Raw genomic sequence first — 14,227 nt, 5'->3', positions numbered from 1 at the left:
CTCAGGCAGTTTTTATAGGAAGGCGCTTCAAACCGTGCCTTTGACGGTTTCTGCTTGCTGACTGTTCAGGCGATACAACCCGTAATAAATCACGGCCCCGAGCAACGACCCGGTAAACCAGCCGAAGTCATAGAACCAGCTGAAGGCACTGCTGCCCAACGACAGCAACGTCAGCGCCACAGGTACACCAAAAGCGATAAATCCCTTCCAGTTCCAGGCCGGGTACACCCCGTCACGGTACAGCCCGGCAAGGTCGAGTTTTTGCTGACGGATAACGAAATAGTCGACAACCATGATCCCGGCAATCGGCCCAAGCAGGCTGGAGTAACCCAGCAACCAGTTGGAGTACACGGTTTCCAGGCTCACATCCGAGACCAGCAGGCCGAGTTTCTTCAGCAATTCATGAGCCATCAGCGCCAAGCCCACCAGGCCGGTCAAGATCACTGCCGTGGTGCGGTTGATCAACTTGGGAGCGATGTTCTGGAAGTCATTGGTGGGCGACACAATATTGGCCGCCGTATTGGTCGACAGCGTGGCGATGATGATCAGCGCCATGGCCAATGCCACCCAGCCCGGGCTCTGGATATGGCCGATCAGGCTGACCGGGTCGGATACGGTAACGCCTACCAGTTTTTCGGACGCTGCCGTCATCACCACGCCCAGAGCGGCGAACAGGAACATGGTCAGCGGCAGGCCAAAAATCTGCCCCAGGATCTGGTCTTTCTGGCTTTTTGCGTATCGGCTGAAGTCCGGAATATTCAGGGACAAGGTGGCCCAGAAACCCACCATTGCAGTCAGGCCGGCAAAGAAGTAGCCGTACACACTGGCACCTTCCGGGCGCTTGGGCGGCTGGGCCAGCAGTTCACTCATCGACACATTGGGCAGAGCCCACACCAGCAGGCCCAGACCGACCAGTACCAGCAAGGGTGCAGACAGGGTTTCCAGCCACTTGATCGACTCGGCACCGCGCAATACCACCCACAGGTTGAGCGCCCAGAAAATCATGAAGCCGATCACTTCACCCGTACCCCCCAGGCTTTTCCAGCCCTCGAACACCGAGCCCAGAAACAGGTGAATGGCCAGACCGCCGAACAGTGTCTGGATCCCGAACCAGCCGCAGGCCACCAGAGCACGGATCAGACACGGTACGTTGGAGCCGATAATGCCGAAGGAAGAACGCAGCAAAACAGGAAAGGGAATGCCGTATTTGGTGCCCGCAAAGGCATTGAGAGTCAGAGGGATCAATACCACGATATTTGCCAGCAGAATCGCCAGCAGTGCCTCACCCACTGAAAGCCCGAAATAGGCTGTCAGAACCCCGCCCAGGGTATAGGTGGGTACGCAAATGGACATGCCGACCCACAAGGCAGTGATATGCCACTTGTTCCAGGTGCGCTCATGAACTTTGGTGGGGGCGATATCGTGGTTGTACCGGGGGCTATCGAGGACTTCAGGCCCGGCATCCAGTTCGTACAAACCGTTACGTTCGGTGACTTTTGATCTGCTCGGTTGCATAGTCGATCACTCTCTTGTTGTGCTGCTCCTGGTTGAACTGCCTGGCGCTGCGTATGGACACAAAGCGCTCCCTTGCCTGGACACTTACTTGCCTATCCCGCCCGGTCATGGCAGCAACAATCAAGAACTGTGCCGTGTTACTTCCCTCGCCTGCTCAAACCGTCCTGCATGACTGGCAACACGCTGCTTTTAAAACCGTTTTAAACACCAGCCAAATGACTCTCATTCCCGTTAAAGGCCTTTATCAGTTTTTTTATATCGCCAAACGAAACACTTCGGTGCGTGCTTATTAACTTAATCGACTCACCTCCCTTCATCCGCAAGCTCAAGCACCTGATTTCGCATAAGAAAGTTCGCTTATATTTGAATCCTGTCAAGTGCGTCAAAATGGTGAGGCCGTGCATCATTTTGGTGATTTAAAATAATTAACTTTAAAAATCATATAGTTATACATATCTAACCCCTTTAAAAATAAAGTTTGATCATTCTTCAACAACCCACTAGATTTTATTCCTGTCACCAGTGGCAGGAATGCAAACTTCCCACTAAATTTCAATAACAACAGTTAGAACCGGCTCTAGCCGGTCAGCCTGCGAGGAACTCCGTATGTCGCTGTTAATCCGTGGCGCTACGCTTGTGACCCATGATGAAAGTTATTGTGCGGATGTATATTGCGCTGACGGTCTGGTCCGCGCGATTGGCACTGATCTTGATGTTCTCCCAGGCTGCGAAGTTGTCGATGGTCGCGGCCAATATCTGATGCCCGGTGGTATCGACCCCCACACACATATGCAATTGCCGTTTATGGGCACCGTCGCCAGCGAAGACTTTTTCAGTGGCACCGCGGCCGGTCTGGCAGGCGGTACAACATCGATTATCGACTTTGTCATTCCCAACCCGCAGCAGTCCCTGCTTGAGGCTTTTCATCAGTGGCGGGGCTGGGCCGAAAAGTCGGCAGCAGACTATGGCTTTCATATCGCAATCACTTGGTGGAGCGAGCAGGTACGTGAAGAAATGGCCGAATTGGTCAGCCATCACGGCATCAACAGCTTCAAGCATTTCATGGCCTACAAGAACGCGATCATGGCCGCAGACGACACCCTGGTGGCCAGCTTCGAGCGTTGCCTGGAGCTGGGTGCGGTCCCGACCGTGCATGCCGAAAATGGCGAACTGGTGTACCACCTGCAACGCAAACTTATGGCCCAGGGCATGACGGGGCCGGAAGCCCATCCGCTGTCACGTCCCTCCCAGGTGGAAGGCGAAGCGGCCAGCCGGGCGATCCGCATCGCTCAGACCCTCGGTACGCCGTTGTACCTGGTGCATGTTTCGACCCGTGAAGCACTCGACGAAATCACCTACGCCCGCAGTCAGGGCCAACCGGTATATGGCGAAGTACTGGCCGGGCATTTGCTGCTGGATGACAGCGTGTACCAGCATCCCGACTGGCAAACGGCAGCAGGCTACGTGATGAGCCCGCCCTTCCGCCCTCGCGGGCATCAGGAGGCACTGTGGCACGGCCTGCAATCGGGCAACCTGCACACTACCGCCACCGACCACTGCTGCTTTTGCGCCGAACAAAAGGCCGCCGGGCGTGACGATTTCAGCAAGATCCCCAACGGCACGGCGGGCATCGAAGACCGCATGGCGCTGCTGTGGGATGAAGGCGTGAATACCGGGCGCCTGTCGATGCAGGAGTTTGTAGCGCTGACCTCCACCAACACCGCGAAGATCTTCAATATCTACCCGCGCAAAGGCACGATCCGGGTCGGTGCCGATGCCGACCTGGTGCTGTGGGACCCTCAGGGCACCCGCACCATTTCCGCCAAAACCCACCATCAAAATGTCGACTTCAACATCTTTGAAGGCAAGACCGTACGCGGTGTGCCTAGTCATACCATCAGTCAGGGTCGCCTGGTGTGGGTTGACGGTGACCTGCGGGCCGAACGCGGAGCCGGTCGCTATATCGAACGCCCGGCCTACCCTGCGGTGTTCGACTTGCTGAAAAAGCGCGCCGAGCATCAGCAACCGGTGGCTGTTAAACGCTGAGCATAAAAACACTGCCCGACAGAGGCACAAAGATCTCCTCACCCCTGAGGTAAGCACCGTGATCAAGTCCTTGAACCATTTACCCCACCCCCATGAATCTGCGCAGGTGCTGGCCAGCCACTTTACCGATCTGGCGCCGCCCCTCAATGCTCGCCAGGCCGTGTTGGAAAGCTCACGTTGCCTGTATTGCTACGACGCCCCCTGCGTCAATGCCTGCCCCAGCGATATAGATATCCCGTCGTTTATTCGCAATATCCAACAGGAAAACATCCAGGGCGCAGCACAGAAAATTCTTTCGGCCAATATCCTCGGCGGCAGTTGTGCCCGGGTGTGCCCTACCGAAGTACTGTGCGAGCAAGCTTGCGTGCGCAACAACAGCCAGGAATGCGCGCCTGTACTGATCGGTTTGTTACAGCGCTATGCGGTCGATCATGCACAGTTCAGCGAGCATCCGTTCAAGCGTGCCGCGCCCACCGGCAAACGCATCGCGGTGGTCGGCGCCGGACCTGCGGGGCTGGCTTGCGCCCATCGCCTGGCACTGCACGGGCATGAGGTGGTGATTTTCGAAGCGCGGGAGAAATCCGGCGGGCTTAACGAGTACGGGATTGCCAAATACAAGTTGGTGGACGATTTTGCCCAGCGCGAAGTGGATTTCGTCCTGCAGGTTGGCGGCATTGAAGTGCGCCACGGCCAGCGCTTGGGCGACAACCTGAGCCTGAGCGAACTGCACCGGCAATTCGATGCGGTATTTCTCGGGCTGGGTCTGGCTGCCAGTCGCCAGCTGGGTTTGCCCCATGAAAATGCTCCGGGGCTGCTGGCTGCCACCGACTACATCCGCGAGTTGCGCCAAAGCGACGACCTGACCCGGTTACCCCTGGCCGAGCGCTGCATTGTGCTGGGCGCTGGCAACACCGCGATCGATATGGGCGTGCAAATGGCCCGTCTTGGCGCTCGCGAAGTGAATCTGGTGTATCGCCGCGGGCTGCAGGACATGGGCGCCACCGGGCACGAGCAGGACATTGCCAAGGCCAATCAGGTGCGACTAATGACCTGGGCACAGCCACAGGACGTGTTGCTGGACAACACCGGCAAGGTGCGCGGCATGCGCTTTGCCCGCACACGCCTGGAAGACGGGCGCCTGGTGACCACCGGTGAAACCTTCGAGCTGGCCGCAGACGCGGTGTTCAAGGCCATAGGCCAGGCCTTTGATGATGCAGCCCTGAGCGATCCGCTGGCGCAAACACTCAAGCGCGCGGGCGATCGCATCGAAGTAGACGAACACCTGCGCACCAATATTCCCGGTGTGTATGCCGGAGGCGATTGCACCTCTCTGGGGCAAGACCTGACCGTACAGGCCGTGCAACACGGCAAGCTGGCCGCAGAAGCCATGCATGCCCAACTCATGCTTGATCAGGAGGCTGCATAAATGGCCGATCTCTCGATTGTTTTCGCCGGTATCAAGGCCCCCAACCCGTTCTGGCTGGCGTCTGCGCCACCTACCGACAAAGCCTACAACGTGGTACGAGCCTACGAGGCAGGCTGGGGTGGCGTGGTCTGGAAAACCCTGGGTGAGGACCCGGCCGCGGTTAACGTGTCCTCGCGTTACTCGGCACACTACGGCCCCAACCGCGAAGTCATGGGCATCAACAATATCGAGCTGATCACCGATCGCTCCCTTGAAATCAACTTGCGCGAGATCACCCAGGTCAAGAAGGACTGGCCGGATCGGGCCCTTATCGTGTCGCTGATGGTGCCCTGCGAAGAAGAGTCCTGGAAATACATCCTGCCACTGGTGGAGGCCACCGGTGCCGATGGCATCGAGCTGAATTTCGGATGCCCCCACGGCATGCCGGAGCGCGGCATGGGCGCGGCCGTGGGCCAGGTGCCCGAGTACGTGGAAATGGTCACACGCTGGTGCAAGACCTACTGTTCATTGCCGGTGATCGTCAAACTGACGCCCAATATCACCGATGTGCGACTTAGCGCCCGGGCGGCCCATCGTGGCGGCGCCGATGCGGTGTCATTGATCAACACCATCAACTCGATCACCAGTGTCGACCTTGAACGCATGGTGGCGCTACCCGTAGTGGGCAGCCAGAGCACCCACGGCGGCTATTGCGGTTCGGCAGTCAAGCCGATAGCCCTGAATATGGTGGCGGAAATTGCCCGCGACCCGCTGACCAAAGGCTTGCCTATCAGTGGGATAGGCGGCATTGGCAGTTGGCGTGATGCTGCAGAGTTTATTGCCCTGGGCTGTGGCTCGGTACAGGTATGCACCGCAGCGATGCTTCACGGATTTCGAATTATTGAAGAAATGAAAGACGGTTTGTCGCGTTGGATGGACAGTCAAGGCTATACCAGCCTGGAGGACTTTTCCGGCCGTGCAGTGGCCAATACTACTGACTGGAAATATCTGGATATCAATTATCAGGTTATCGCCAGGATCGATCAGGACGCCTGTATTGGTTGCGGGCGCTGCCATATTGCCTGCGAAGATACTTCGCACCAGGCCATCGCCAGCTTGAAGCAGGCCGACGGCACACATCGGTATGAAGTGATCGACGATGAATGTGTGGGTTGCAACCTGTGCCAGATAACCTGCCCGGTGCAGGACTGTATCGAGATGGTGCCACACAACAATGGCCTGCCATTTCTGGACTGGAACCACGACCCACGTAACCCGTACTGCGTGGCTTCGTAAATCAATCCTGTGGGAGCGGGCTTGCTCGCGATGCAGGCAATGCGGTGTGTCAGGTACACCGGGGTGATGCCATCGCGAGCAAGCCCGCTCCCACACGATCGATAAGCAGGGTTGCTTACGGCTCCAGCCCGATCCCGCGCAGGATCACGCTGGTGACGGTCTGCACCGCACGTTCAAACTGGATATCGGACAACGGCTGGTGATCGTTGATGATCATCACTTGATGGTCAAAGTCAGCGTAATGCTGGGTTGATGCCCAGATCATATACAGCAGGCTGGACGGCTCAACAGGCAGGATTCGCTTGTCTTGCACCCATTGGCGAATTTTCGCCTCCTTGATCTTGGCCCAGTCATACAAACTGGCATCAAGTGCAAGACCCAGGGTCGGGGCGCCATGGATCATTTCATTGGCCCAGACTTTGGAGCCATGGGGCCGGGTACGTGAGTGGTGCATTTTGGCACGAATGTAACTGCTCAATACCAGACGAGGATCGTCGTAGGTCTCGAAACAAAGCGCATCCTGTTTCCACACTTCCAGCAACCCCAGCAATACCGCGCTGTAAAGATCCGTCTTGGTGCTGAAGTAGTAATGCAGGTTGGAACGTGGCAACTGGACTTGCGCCGCAATGTCCGCCATCGCCGTACCGGCAAAGCCTTTTTCGGCAAAAACCTTTTCAGCCCCCAGAAGGATTTTTTCGACATTGCTGCGTCGAATTTCGATCTTGTGATTGCTCATGGCGATGGCCCTTGCCGTCGTGTTGCTCTGATGTGCGCCGAGTGAACAAATATTTCCTGCACAAAGCGTCGAATAACGCCAGCGGCAGCTAAGCTCAGGCGGGTACCCGACGCTGTATCAGACTATTTCGCGGCGGGCAGTTCGATCACGTTGGTTTCAATACCGTCCAGCTTGGGCTTGAGTTTCATCTTTTGCTGGGCCTCAAGCGCTTGAGCCTGGGTGGTGAATGGTCCGATCAGGAAGTGCTGAACCCCGCCACTCTCGTAAATGTAAGGAGTAAAACCGTTGTCAAGAAGCCTGCCGGTCGTGTCCGGAATGGTCGCTCTCTGGCCTTCAGTGATCTCCAAAGCCCAGTGAGCAACAGGGGCCTGGGCCATCGTTGCTTCAGAAGCTGCTTTAGCCCGCTGGATTTTATCGTTAGACTCCTGACCGCAAGCCGTCAAGGCCAATATTGCTGTCATCACGATGACTATACGCACTGCGTTTCCCCTGTCTGTTTGAATGGGTAGATTTTATCACTGGGGCAGCGGCCTTGCTCTCCTTGAACAAATCCAAAGTGCCCCAATTTAAGGCTTATGCGCGAGAATTTTCCCCGTAAAGGGAATTAAACCTCTGGCCATGTCGTCTGTAATGAGCGGCGCAATAATACGTACTTAGCAGTATTCTGTAGTCATGACCGAAGCCGCACCGTCTCAGAGACGTGCCTTACAAAGCCATCAAGGAGAAAAAAATGCTGATACTCACCCGCAAAGTTGGTGAAAGCATAAACATCGGTGACGATATTACGATCACTATTTTAGGTGTCAGCGGACAACAGGTCAGAATCGGCATCAATGCGCCGAAGGATGTAGCCGTTCACCGTGAAGAAATTTACCAACGTATCCAGGCCGGCCTGAATGCACCTGAAAAGAACGAACAGCCATAAGCCTGTGAGGTATCAGCCCAAGGCTTGAGGTCAGGGCTGCTCAGCCAGCCCTCCTCAAATCATTTGCACACTGCACCTGCCACGGCATTATCCCCTTGCCGCACCCCTCTCTTTATCAAGAGATATGTCTCGTCGACTTGACCGTTTCAAGGTTAGCGACCACGCTCATTCCTCGCAGCAGGCTCCAGAAAGCTGAACCACTGCGCGCCAGGGTGTTTGCATTGTGCCGCCTTGAGAAACCCCTCCACCCTTCAGCCCTTCGCCGGGCTGGACCTGTACCGTCAAGGAATGAAAGACATGTCCGATTTAATCGTAGTGGGATTTTCAGACACCGAAAAAGCAGATCGTGCCCTCACCAAGATGGTTTCACTGAGCAAAGAGCATCTGGTCGAGCTGGAAGATGCGGTGATTGTGGTGCGTAATGCCGAAGGCAAGATCCATATCAAGCAAAGCGTTAACCTGACAGCGATCGGGGCTACTTCAGGCCTGGTCACCGGTGGCCTGTGGGGCGCACTGGTCGGGCTGCTGTTTCTCAACCCGCTGGCAGGCTTTGCCATCGGCGGCGCACTGGGTGCCGGTACCGGCGCTTTGTCGGGCTCATTGAGCGATTACGGGATCGATGATGATTTCATCAAGTCATTGAGCGAGACCATTCCGAATGATTCCTCGGCCCTGTTCGTTCTGCTGCGCAAATTCCAGCCGGAAAAAGTGCTGAAGGAACTGGAAGACTCGGACTTCAAGGGCAAGGTCCTGCGTACCTCCCTGTCCCCGGAACAAGAGCAAAAACTGCAGGACGCGCTGTCCAAAACCACTGCAGGCGTACCTTTGGCGAAAACGGTTTAATTCGTAAAGCCCATTCGACCGCCCTGTGCGGTCGAATCCTGGTGCCTCAGTTCAAGCGCACAGCCGTGCCCGTGGCAAACACCACCAGCATGCCGCCACGCCCTGACGGCATGCTGATTTCAAACCCCAGCCCCATAATCGCATCCGCTCCCATGGCTTTGGCCCTGTCTCGAATCTCGTCCGTGACCTCTGCTCGCGCTTCTTTCAGTGCTCGCTCCAGCGTCTGAGAGCGTCCACCAAAAAAGTCGCGTACTCCGGTAAAAAAATCTCGTACCACATTGATGCCGTGAACCGATTCGGCACTGACAATCCCCAGGTATTCAGTGGCTTTTCTGCCGTCAATGCTGTGTGTGGTGGTGATGATCATCTGCCCGTCCATTTTCTGTTTCAGTGACTTGCGAGGTTACCTTATCGCTGCCGTGCTCACTGCTGGTACTGTAACTGGAGTTAACTGCGGCTCTTTTAATTACAGGACCAAGGCTACTATGCTTACAGAAATGCAATCCAAAGACGCAAGAGTCGGGACGCCTCGCTCGCACTGATGACATGAATTCAAAAGCTGCGCCAAGCAATTTTTCGACCCCGCTCAAGGAAGCTCGCAATGGTCCAAAGACAAGTCATCAACGCCTCGGTCAGCCCGAAAGGCAGCCTGGAAACACTTTCCCAACGTGAAGTACAACAGCTGAGCGAGGTTGGCTCAGGCACCAGTTACACGCTTTTCCGCCAGTGCGTACTGGCTATCCTCAACACCGGCGCTCACGTCGATAACGCCAAGACCATCCTTGAGGCCTATCAGGACTTCGAGGTGCGGATTCACCAGCAAGACCGCGGCGTGCGGCTTGAACTGCTCAACGCCCCTGCCGATGCATTTGTGGATGGCGAAATGATCGCCAGTACCCGTGAAATGCTCTTCAGCGCCCTGCGCGACATCGTCTATACCCAGAGCGGCCTGGACAGCCCACGCATTGACCTGAGCAGCTCGGCGGGCATCACCGACTACGTGTTCCATCTGCTGCGCAATGCCCGCACGTTGCGCCCGGGCGTCGAACCGAAAATCGTGGTGTGCTGGGGTGGCCACTCCATCAATACCGAAGAGTACAAATACACCAAAAAGGTCGGCCACGAACTGGGCCTGCGCAGCCTGGATATCTGTACCGGCTGCGGTCCCGGTGTGATGAAAGGGCCAATGAAGGGCGCGACCATTTCCCACGCCAAACAGCGTCTGACCGGGGGCCGCTATCTGGGCCTGACCGAGCCGGGCATCATTGCTGCCGAAGCGCCGAATCCCATCGTCAATGAACTGGTCATTCTGCCGGATATCGAAAAGCGTCTTGAGGCCTTTGTGCGGGTCGGTCACGGGGTGATTATCTTCCCGGGCGGTGCTGGCACGGCAGAAGAATTCCTGTACCTGCTGGGCATTCTGATGCACCCGGAGAACAAAGATGTGCCGTTCCCGGTTGTCCTGACCGGCCCCAAGGAAGCCGAACCCTATCTGCAGCAACTGCATGAGTTTGTCGGCGCTACCCTGGGTGAAGAAGCGCAACAGCAGTATCAGATCATCATCGACAACCCGGCCGAAGTGGCCCGTCATATGACCGCCGGGCTCAAGGCGGTTAAACAATTCCGCCGCGAGCGCAACGACGCTTTCCACTTCAACTGGTTACTGAAAATCGACGAAGGCTTTCAGCGCCCGTTCGACCCGACCCACGCCAACATGGCCAGCCTGAAACTGCGCAGCGACATGCCAGCACATGAATTGGCCATCAACCTGCGTCAGGCCTTCTCCGGGATTGTGTCGGGTAACGTAAAAGAGAAAGGCATCCATCTGATCGAGCAATACGGGCCTTACGAGATCCACGGTGACGCTGCCGTGATGAAACCTCTGGACAAACTGCTGCAGGCATTTGTTGAGCAGCATCGTATGAAACTGCCAGGCGGTGCGGCCTATGAGCCGTGCTATCGCGTCGTAAGCTGAACCCCACCCATAAGGCTCGCATGCCCCAACGGTGGGAGCGAGCCTGCTCGCGAAGAGCTCCAGATCGTCGCAATTATCCCGTAAAAACAGGCTATCACTTACGAACTTCGCGAGCAGGCTCGCTCCCACACAAACACAGCAGGTCTGGTGAGCAGCATTACTTCAGCGGCGCAAATTTTTTCACCGCATCAATCCACTGCGGATCGAGCCGGGTCTGCCCGGTGTCGATGCCCAGTGCTTCAAGACGTGCCTTGTGCAAATCGATCTCGCGAACCATTTGGCTTAACGCGCTGGAATTGGCGTCCAGCTGGTACATCTGGGTCACGCCCAGATGATAGAAGCGCAGCAGCTTCATCGCCGCCACATCCCCCGCCATGACTCCCGCCGTTACGTGATGCATGACATTGGTGACCTTCATCAGGCTACGCTTGAGTTGCCAGCCGTAGACTGCGGGCGCCATCCAGGGTTGAGACCAGAACACGTAGCGCACCAGCAGGAAGGTCGTGATCAGGGCAACAATGACCCCGGCCAGATTCAGGCGAAAATTGTCGCCACCGGCGACACCCAAAACCATGACCAGCACACCTGACAACAGCAGCGCCAGCAAGACAAACGTCAACGCGATATACAGCGTACTGCGGCGAGTTTGCTGACGATATGTCTCGGGGTTAATCGGCTTTATCTCGAACATCACTGATCTATGGCTCCTGATGGCTGCGAACAAACTGCGCGGGCATTATGGCCTGATTGAACCGCTCAGGCGTGCAATAAAACCAGTGCCTTGCGGTATAGCGCCGCACGCTGGGCGTGACCATTGAGACCACCATTGATAGCCCTTGTCACGCGTTCGAAATCCTCCCCGTCTGCCAGGGTATTTATACTGCGCGAGTTCCAGTACCAGCCCGCCGACGCCACTGCCCATTGCCACTCTTGCAGCAGTTGCGGGCTGGTGAGCAAGCGCTCATCCCCGAACAACCCCTGGCTGCACTGGCAGTAGTTGGTTTTACCGGTGACTTGAATCAATCCCCTGCCCCGATATAACCAGCCTTCCCCCGACGCCTCTGAGCCATTGCCCAGGCGGTTGCTGTAGACCCGGTTTGCAATCGCCTGCGGCCGGCGCTGAAGCATAAGCGCGTCAGCATTGGGTACGCGCCGGGAGCGATTGCCGTCCGTTACGGTAATGTATTGACCTTCGCCATCCTTCTGCGCAAAGCGGGAGCCCCAGGTGGCCGCGAGGCCACCTGCACTGTAATTAAGGTTTTCGACAAGTACCGTGAACCCTGCACTTTCATGGCCTACCTGAGCTAGAAATGCAGCAAGGCGTCGGGGGGTATTGATCAACACTTGACGGCTAACGGCCTGCACAAGGGGCAAATACAGATCGACGCAGGCCGTACTTTTGGGGAACAGCTGGAGCATTACTTCGCGGTTCAACATGGGGATTTACTCTTAATCAATGTAATTAAAAGTAAAAGCCAAGCACTTAAAACACGCATCTGCCGTCACCAAAAGAGTAATCAGGCCAGAACTACTCTACTCAAAGAAAACACTTACAACTCATCGAAAAGTTATTTTACAGATAAGACTTGAATGCACCCTTGATGCACTCAACCTTCAACAGGCACCTCTCGCCTTGGCTTGACCGACTTATACGAAAAACTCGAGTAAATCTCTTTGACCGCGGGCAATGTCTGCAGGACTTCACGGGCAAATTCGCCAAAGGATTCGAGATCCCTGGCCACGACTTCCAATAAAAAGTCGTAACGACCCGACACGTTGTGACACGCGACGATTTCGGGAATTTCCAATAACCGTTGTTCAAAGCTTCTGGCCAGTTCTTGCGAGTGAGAGGCCATCATGATGCTGACAAACGCCGTGACCCCGTATCCCAGTTCCTTTGGCGAAAGAACCGCCTGATAGCCCGTAATGATCCCGCTCTCTTCCAGCATTTTGACCCGTCGCCAACACGGCGAGGTGGTCAGTGAGACACTCTCGGCCAACTCTGCAACGGTAAGTCGGGCATTGCCCTGCAGTGCGCAAAGCAAGGCTTTATCGGTTCTGTCCAGAGCGTTTGGCATGTTTTGCCCCTAGCGGTCAGCGTGGCGGTTTTTTGTTCTGGTAAGTGGTGTATTTACAGGTAAATTTGGAATTTTCCACGTTCATTTAAAGCATAGCATTGTAGGAAATATCGGAGAGTTCACCATGAACGATAAGAACAACAACTTCGGCTTTTCTACTCGCGCCATCCACTACGGTTATAACCCGCTGGAACACAACGGCGCGGTAATCCCCCCTGTTTATATGACCTCAACCTTTGCCTTTGCCACGGCCGAATACGGCGCAGGCTGTTTTTCCGGTGAAGAGCACGGGCATTTTTACACCCGCATTTCCAACCCCACCCTGGCCCTGCTGGAAGCACGCATGGCGGCGCTGGAAAACGGCGAAGCGGGTGTGGCGTTCAGTTCCGGCATGGGCGCGATCGCCGCAACATTCTGGACCCTGCTGCGGCCCGGCGATGAAATCATCGTCAACCGCACCTTGTATGGCTGCACCTTTGCCCTGCTGCACCACGGCATCGGTGAATTCGGGGTGGTAGTCAAACATGTGGACATGGCCAACCCGGCCGAACTGCAAGCCGCGATCAGCCCTGCAACCCGCATGATCTACTTCGAGACGCCGGCCAATCCGAATATGCAACTGGTGGACATCCCTGCCGTAGCGCGGATTGCCCACACACATGACAACCTGCTCGTGGTGATCGACAACACCTACTGCACGCCCTATCTGCAGCGTCCACTGGAACTGGGCGCCGACGTGGTGGTGCATTCGGCCACCAAGTACCTGAGCGGGCACAGTGATATCACCGCTGGCATGGTGGTCACCAGCCAGCTCCTGGCTGACCGGATCCGTCTGCAAGGCTTGAAGGACCTGACCGGGGCAGTCTTGTCGCCCCATGATGCGCATTTGCTGATGCGCGGTATCAAGACCCTGGCCCTGCGCATGGATCGCCATTGCAGCAGCGCCCAGGCCATTGCGCATATGTTGCAGGATCACCCTGCCGTGGAATGGGTGGCCTACCCCGGCCTGCCCTCTTTCCCGCAATACGAGCTGGCGTCCCGGCAGATGAAACTGCCGGGGGGCATGATTGCCTTTGAGCTCAAGGGCGGCATGGCTGCTGGACAGCGCTTTATGAATGCCCTGCAATTGTTCAGCCGTGCGGTCAGCCTGGGGGGGGCCGAGTCACTGGCGCAGCATCCCGCGAGCATGACCCACTCCACCTACACCCTGGAGGAACGGGCACGACACGGAATAAGTGAAGGATTGGTGCGCCTGGCGGTGGGGCTGGAGGATGTCGCCGATTTGCTGGCGGATATAGAGCAGGCATTATAGGGGGGCAGCGCCAGCCTCCCCTGTAGATACTCTGTTGCCGGTCAACCCTCCCTGTGGGAGCGAGCCTGCTCGCGAACGACTTTCGCGAGCAGGCTC

At 56.5% G+C, this 14,227-nt stretch carries 15 protein-coding genes; 8 read left to right on the top strand and 7 right to left on the bottom strand.

Going from position 1 to position 14,227, the window contains the following annotated elements; genetic code table 11:
* Window positions 1-27: 27 nt before the first annotated feature.
* Window positions 28-1,515, bottom strand: coding sequence for an NCS1 family nucleobase:cation symporter-1 (locus GHO03_RS06745; RefSeq protein WP_133144382.1), 1,488 nt, complete (start codon window positions 1,513-1,515; stop codon window positions 28-30).
* Between the two features lie 53 nt (window positions 1,516-1,568).
* On the opposite strand from GHO03_RS06745, the gene GHO03_RS06740 reads away from it, so the two are divergent.
* The 4 genes from GHO03_RS06740 (at window position 1,569) to preA (ending at window position 6,262) form a co-directional block, all read left to right on the top strand.
* The gene (locus GHO03_RS06740; RefSeq protein WP_133144381.1) at window positions 1,569-1,808 is read left to right on the top strand and encodes a hypothetical protein; all 240 of its coding nucleotides are present in this window, start codon (window positions 1,569-1,571) and stop codon (window positions 1,806-1,808) included.
* 313 nt (window positions 1,809-2,121) lie between these two features.
* Entirely contained in the window at window positions 2,122-3,561 is a 1,440-nt protein-coding gene (gene hydA, locus GHO03_RS06735; protein WP_153399403.1) for a dihydropyrimidinase, read from the top strand.
* A gap of 58 nt (window positions 3,562-3,619) precedes the next feature.
* Window positions 3,620-4,987, top strand: a complete 1,368-nt coding sequence (locus GHO03_RS06730; RefSeq protein WP_133144380.1) for an NAD(P)-dependent oxidoreductase — start codon at window positions 3,620-3,622, stop codon at window positions 4,985-4,987.
* On the top strand, window positions 4,988-6,262 hold the full coding sequence (gene preA / locus GHO03_RS06725) for an NAD-dependent dihydropyrimidine dehydrogenase subunit PreA (RefSeq protein WP_133144379.1): 1,275 nt from the start codon (window positions 4,988-4,990) through the stop codon (window positions 6,260-6,262).
* Between the two features lie 115 nt (window positions 6,263-6,377).
* Here the strand turns inward: preA and GHO03_RS06720 are convergent, their stop codons facing one another.
* A complete protein-coding gene (locus GHO03_RS06720; RefSeq protein WP_095002353.1) occupies window positions 6,378-6,998 on the bottom strand; it encodes a TetR/AcrR family transcriptional regulator in 621 nt (206 codons plus the stop codon).
* A gap of 122 nt (window positions 6,999-7,120) precedes the next feature.
* Complete coding sequence (locus tag GHO03_RS06715; protein WP_095002352.1) at window positions 7,121-7,477, bottom strand: hypothetical protein; 357 nt, start codon at window positions 7,475-7,477, stop codon at window positions 7,121-7,123.
* Between the two features lie 251 nt (window positions 7,478-7,728).
* Here GHO03_RS06715 and csrA point away from each other — a divergent pair, with 251 nt between their 5' ends.
* Window positions 7,729-7,923, top strand: coding sequence for a carbon storage regulator CsrA (csrA, locus tag GHO03_RS06710; RefSeq protein WP_016780419.1), 195 nt, complete (start codon window positions 7,729-7,731; stop codon window positions 7,921-7,923).
* Window positions 7,924-8,220: 297 nt separating this feature from the next.
* Window positions 8,221-8,766: a DUF1269 domain-containing protein gene (locus GHO03_RS06705; protein WP_016780418.1), complete on the top strand. Its 546-nt coding sequence runs from the start codon at window positions 8,221-8,223 to the stop codon at window positions 8,764-8,766.
* Window positions 8,767-8,812: 46 nt separating this feature from the next.
* On the opposite strand, the gene GHO03_RS06700 is transcribed toward GHO03_RS06705, so the two are convergent.
* A complete protein-coding gene (locus tag GHO03_RS06700; protein ID WP_095002452.1) occupies window positions 8,813-9,133 on the bottom strand; it encodes a YbjQ family protein in 321 nt (106 codons plus the stop codon).
* Window positions 9,134-9,367: 234 nt separating this feature from the next.
* Here GHO03_RS06700 and ppnN point away from each other — a divergent pair, with 234 nt between their 5' ends.
* Entirely contained in the window at window positions 9,368-10,741 is a 1,374-nt protein-coding gene (gene ppnN, locus GHO03_RS06695) for a nucleotide 5'-monophosphate nucleosidase PpnN (RefSeq protein ID WP_095002351.1), read from the top strand.
* A gap of 157 nt (window positions 10,742-10,898) precedes the next feature.
* Here ppnN and GHO03_RS06690 read toward each other — a convergent pair whose 3' ends face one another.
* The 3 genes from GHO03_RS06690 to GHO03_RS06680 all read right to left on the bottom strand — a co-directional run bounded on the left by GHO03_RS06690 (window position 10,899) and on the right by GHO03_RS06680 (window position 12,819).
* Window positions 10,899-11,432: a DUF3087 family protein gene (locus GHO03_RS06690; RefSeq protein WP_095002350.1), complete on the bottom strand. Its 534-nt coding sequence runs from the start codon at window positions 11,430-11,432 to the stop codon at window positions 10,899-10,901.
* Window positions 11,433-11,497: 65 nt separating this feature from the next.
* Window positions 11,498-12,178, bottom strand: a complete 681-nt coding sequence (locus tag GHO03_RS06685) for a glycoside hydrolase family 19 protein (RefSeq protein ID WP_095018824.1) — start codon at window positions 12,176-12,178, stop codon at window positions 11,498-11,500.
* Between the two features lie 170 nt (window positions 12,179-12,348).
* A complete protein-coding gene (locus GHO03_RS06680) occupies window positions 12,349-12,819 on the bottom strand; it encodes an Lrp/AsnC family transcriptional regulator (protein WP_095002348.1) in 471 nt (156 codons plus the stop codon).
* 124 nt (window positions 12,820-12,943) lie between these two features.
* On the opposite strand from GHO03_RS06680, the gene GHO03_RS06675 reads away from it, so the two are divergent.
* Window positions 12,944-14,131, top strand: a complete 1,188-nt coding sequence (locus GHO03_RS06675) for a methionine gamma-lyase (protein WP_095026973.1) — start codon at window positions 12,944-12,946, stop codon at window positions 14,129-14,131.
* Window positions 14,132-14,227: the final 96 nt, after the last annotated feature.

Source organism: Pseudomonas sp. FSL R10-1339, assembly GCF_009600545.1.
Taxonomy (GTDB): Bacteria; Pseudomonadota; Gammaproteobacteria; order Pseudomonadales; family Pseudomonadaceae; genus Aquipseudomonas; species Aquipseudomonas bubulae.
Note: the sequence above shows the minus strand (reverse complement) of the source record. Positions and strands in the feature narration are given on the sequence as shown.

Excerpts from the sequence above, each read along its gene's own strand:
- GHO03_RS06675 (WP_095026973.1), top strand. The coding sequence starts at position 12,944 with ATGAACGATAAGAACAACAACTTCGGCTTTTCTACTCGCGCCATCCAC.
- hydA (WP_153399403.1), top strand. The coding sequence starts at position 2,122 with ATGTCGCTGTTAATCCGTGGCGCTACGCTTGTGACCCATGATGAAAGT.
- GHO03_RS06720 (WP_095002353.1), bottom strand. The coding sequence starts at position 6,998 with ATGAGCAATCACAAGATCGAAATTCGACGCAGCAATGTCGAAAAAATC.
- GHO03_RS06700 (WP_095002452.1), bottom strand. The coding sequence starts at position 9,133 with ATGATCATCACCACCACACACAGCATTGACGGCAGAAAAGCCACTGAA.
- ppnN (WP_095002351.1), top strand. The coding sequence starts at position 9,368 with ATGGTCCAAAGACAAGTCATCAACGCCTCGGTCAGCCCGAAAGGCAGC.
- GHO03_RS06680 (WP_095002348.1), bottom strand. The coding sequence starts at position 12,819 with ATGCCAAACGCTCTGGACAGAACCGATAAAGCCTTGCTTTGCGCACTG.
- GHO03_RS06690 (WP_095002350.1), bottom strand. The coding sequence starts at position 11,432 with ATGTTCGAGATAAAGCCGATTAACCCCGAGACATATCGTCAGCAAACT.
- GHO03_RS06705 (WP_016780418.1), top strand. The coding sequence starts at position 8,221 with ATGTCCGATTTAATCGTAGTGGGATTTTCAGACACCGAAAAAGCAGAT.
- GHO03_RS06740 (WP_133144381.1), top strand. The coding sequence starts at position 1,569 with ATGGACACAAAGCGCTCCCTTGCCTGGACACTTACTTGCCTATCCCGC.
- GHO03_RS06685 (WP_095018824.1), bottom strand. The coding sequence starts at position 12,178 with ATGTTGAACCGCGAAGTAATGCTCCAGCTGTTCCCCAAAAGTACGGCC.
- preA (WP_133144379.1), top strand. The coding sequence starts at position 4,988 with ATGGCCGATCTCTCGATTGTTTTCGCCGGTATCAAGGCCCCCAACCCG.
- csrA (WP_016780419.1), top strand. The coding sequence starts at position 7,729 with ATGCTGATACTCACCCGCAAAGTTGGTGAAAGCATAAACATCGGTGAC.
- GHO03_RS06745 (WP_133144382.1), bottom strand. The coding sequence starts at position 1,515 with ATGCAACCGAGCAGATCAAAAGTCACCGAACGTAACGGTTTGTACGAA.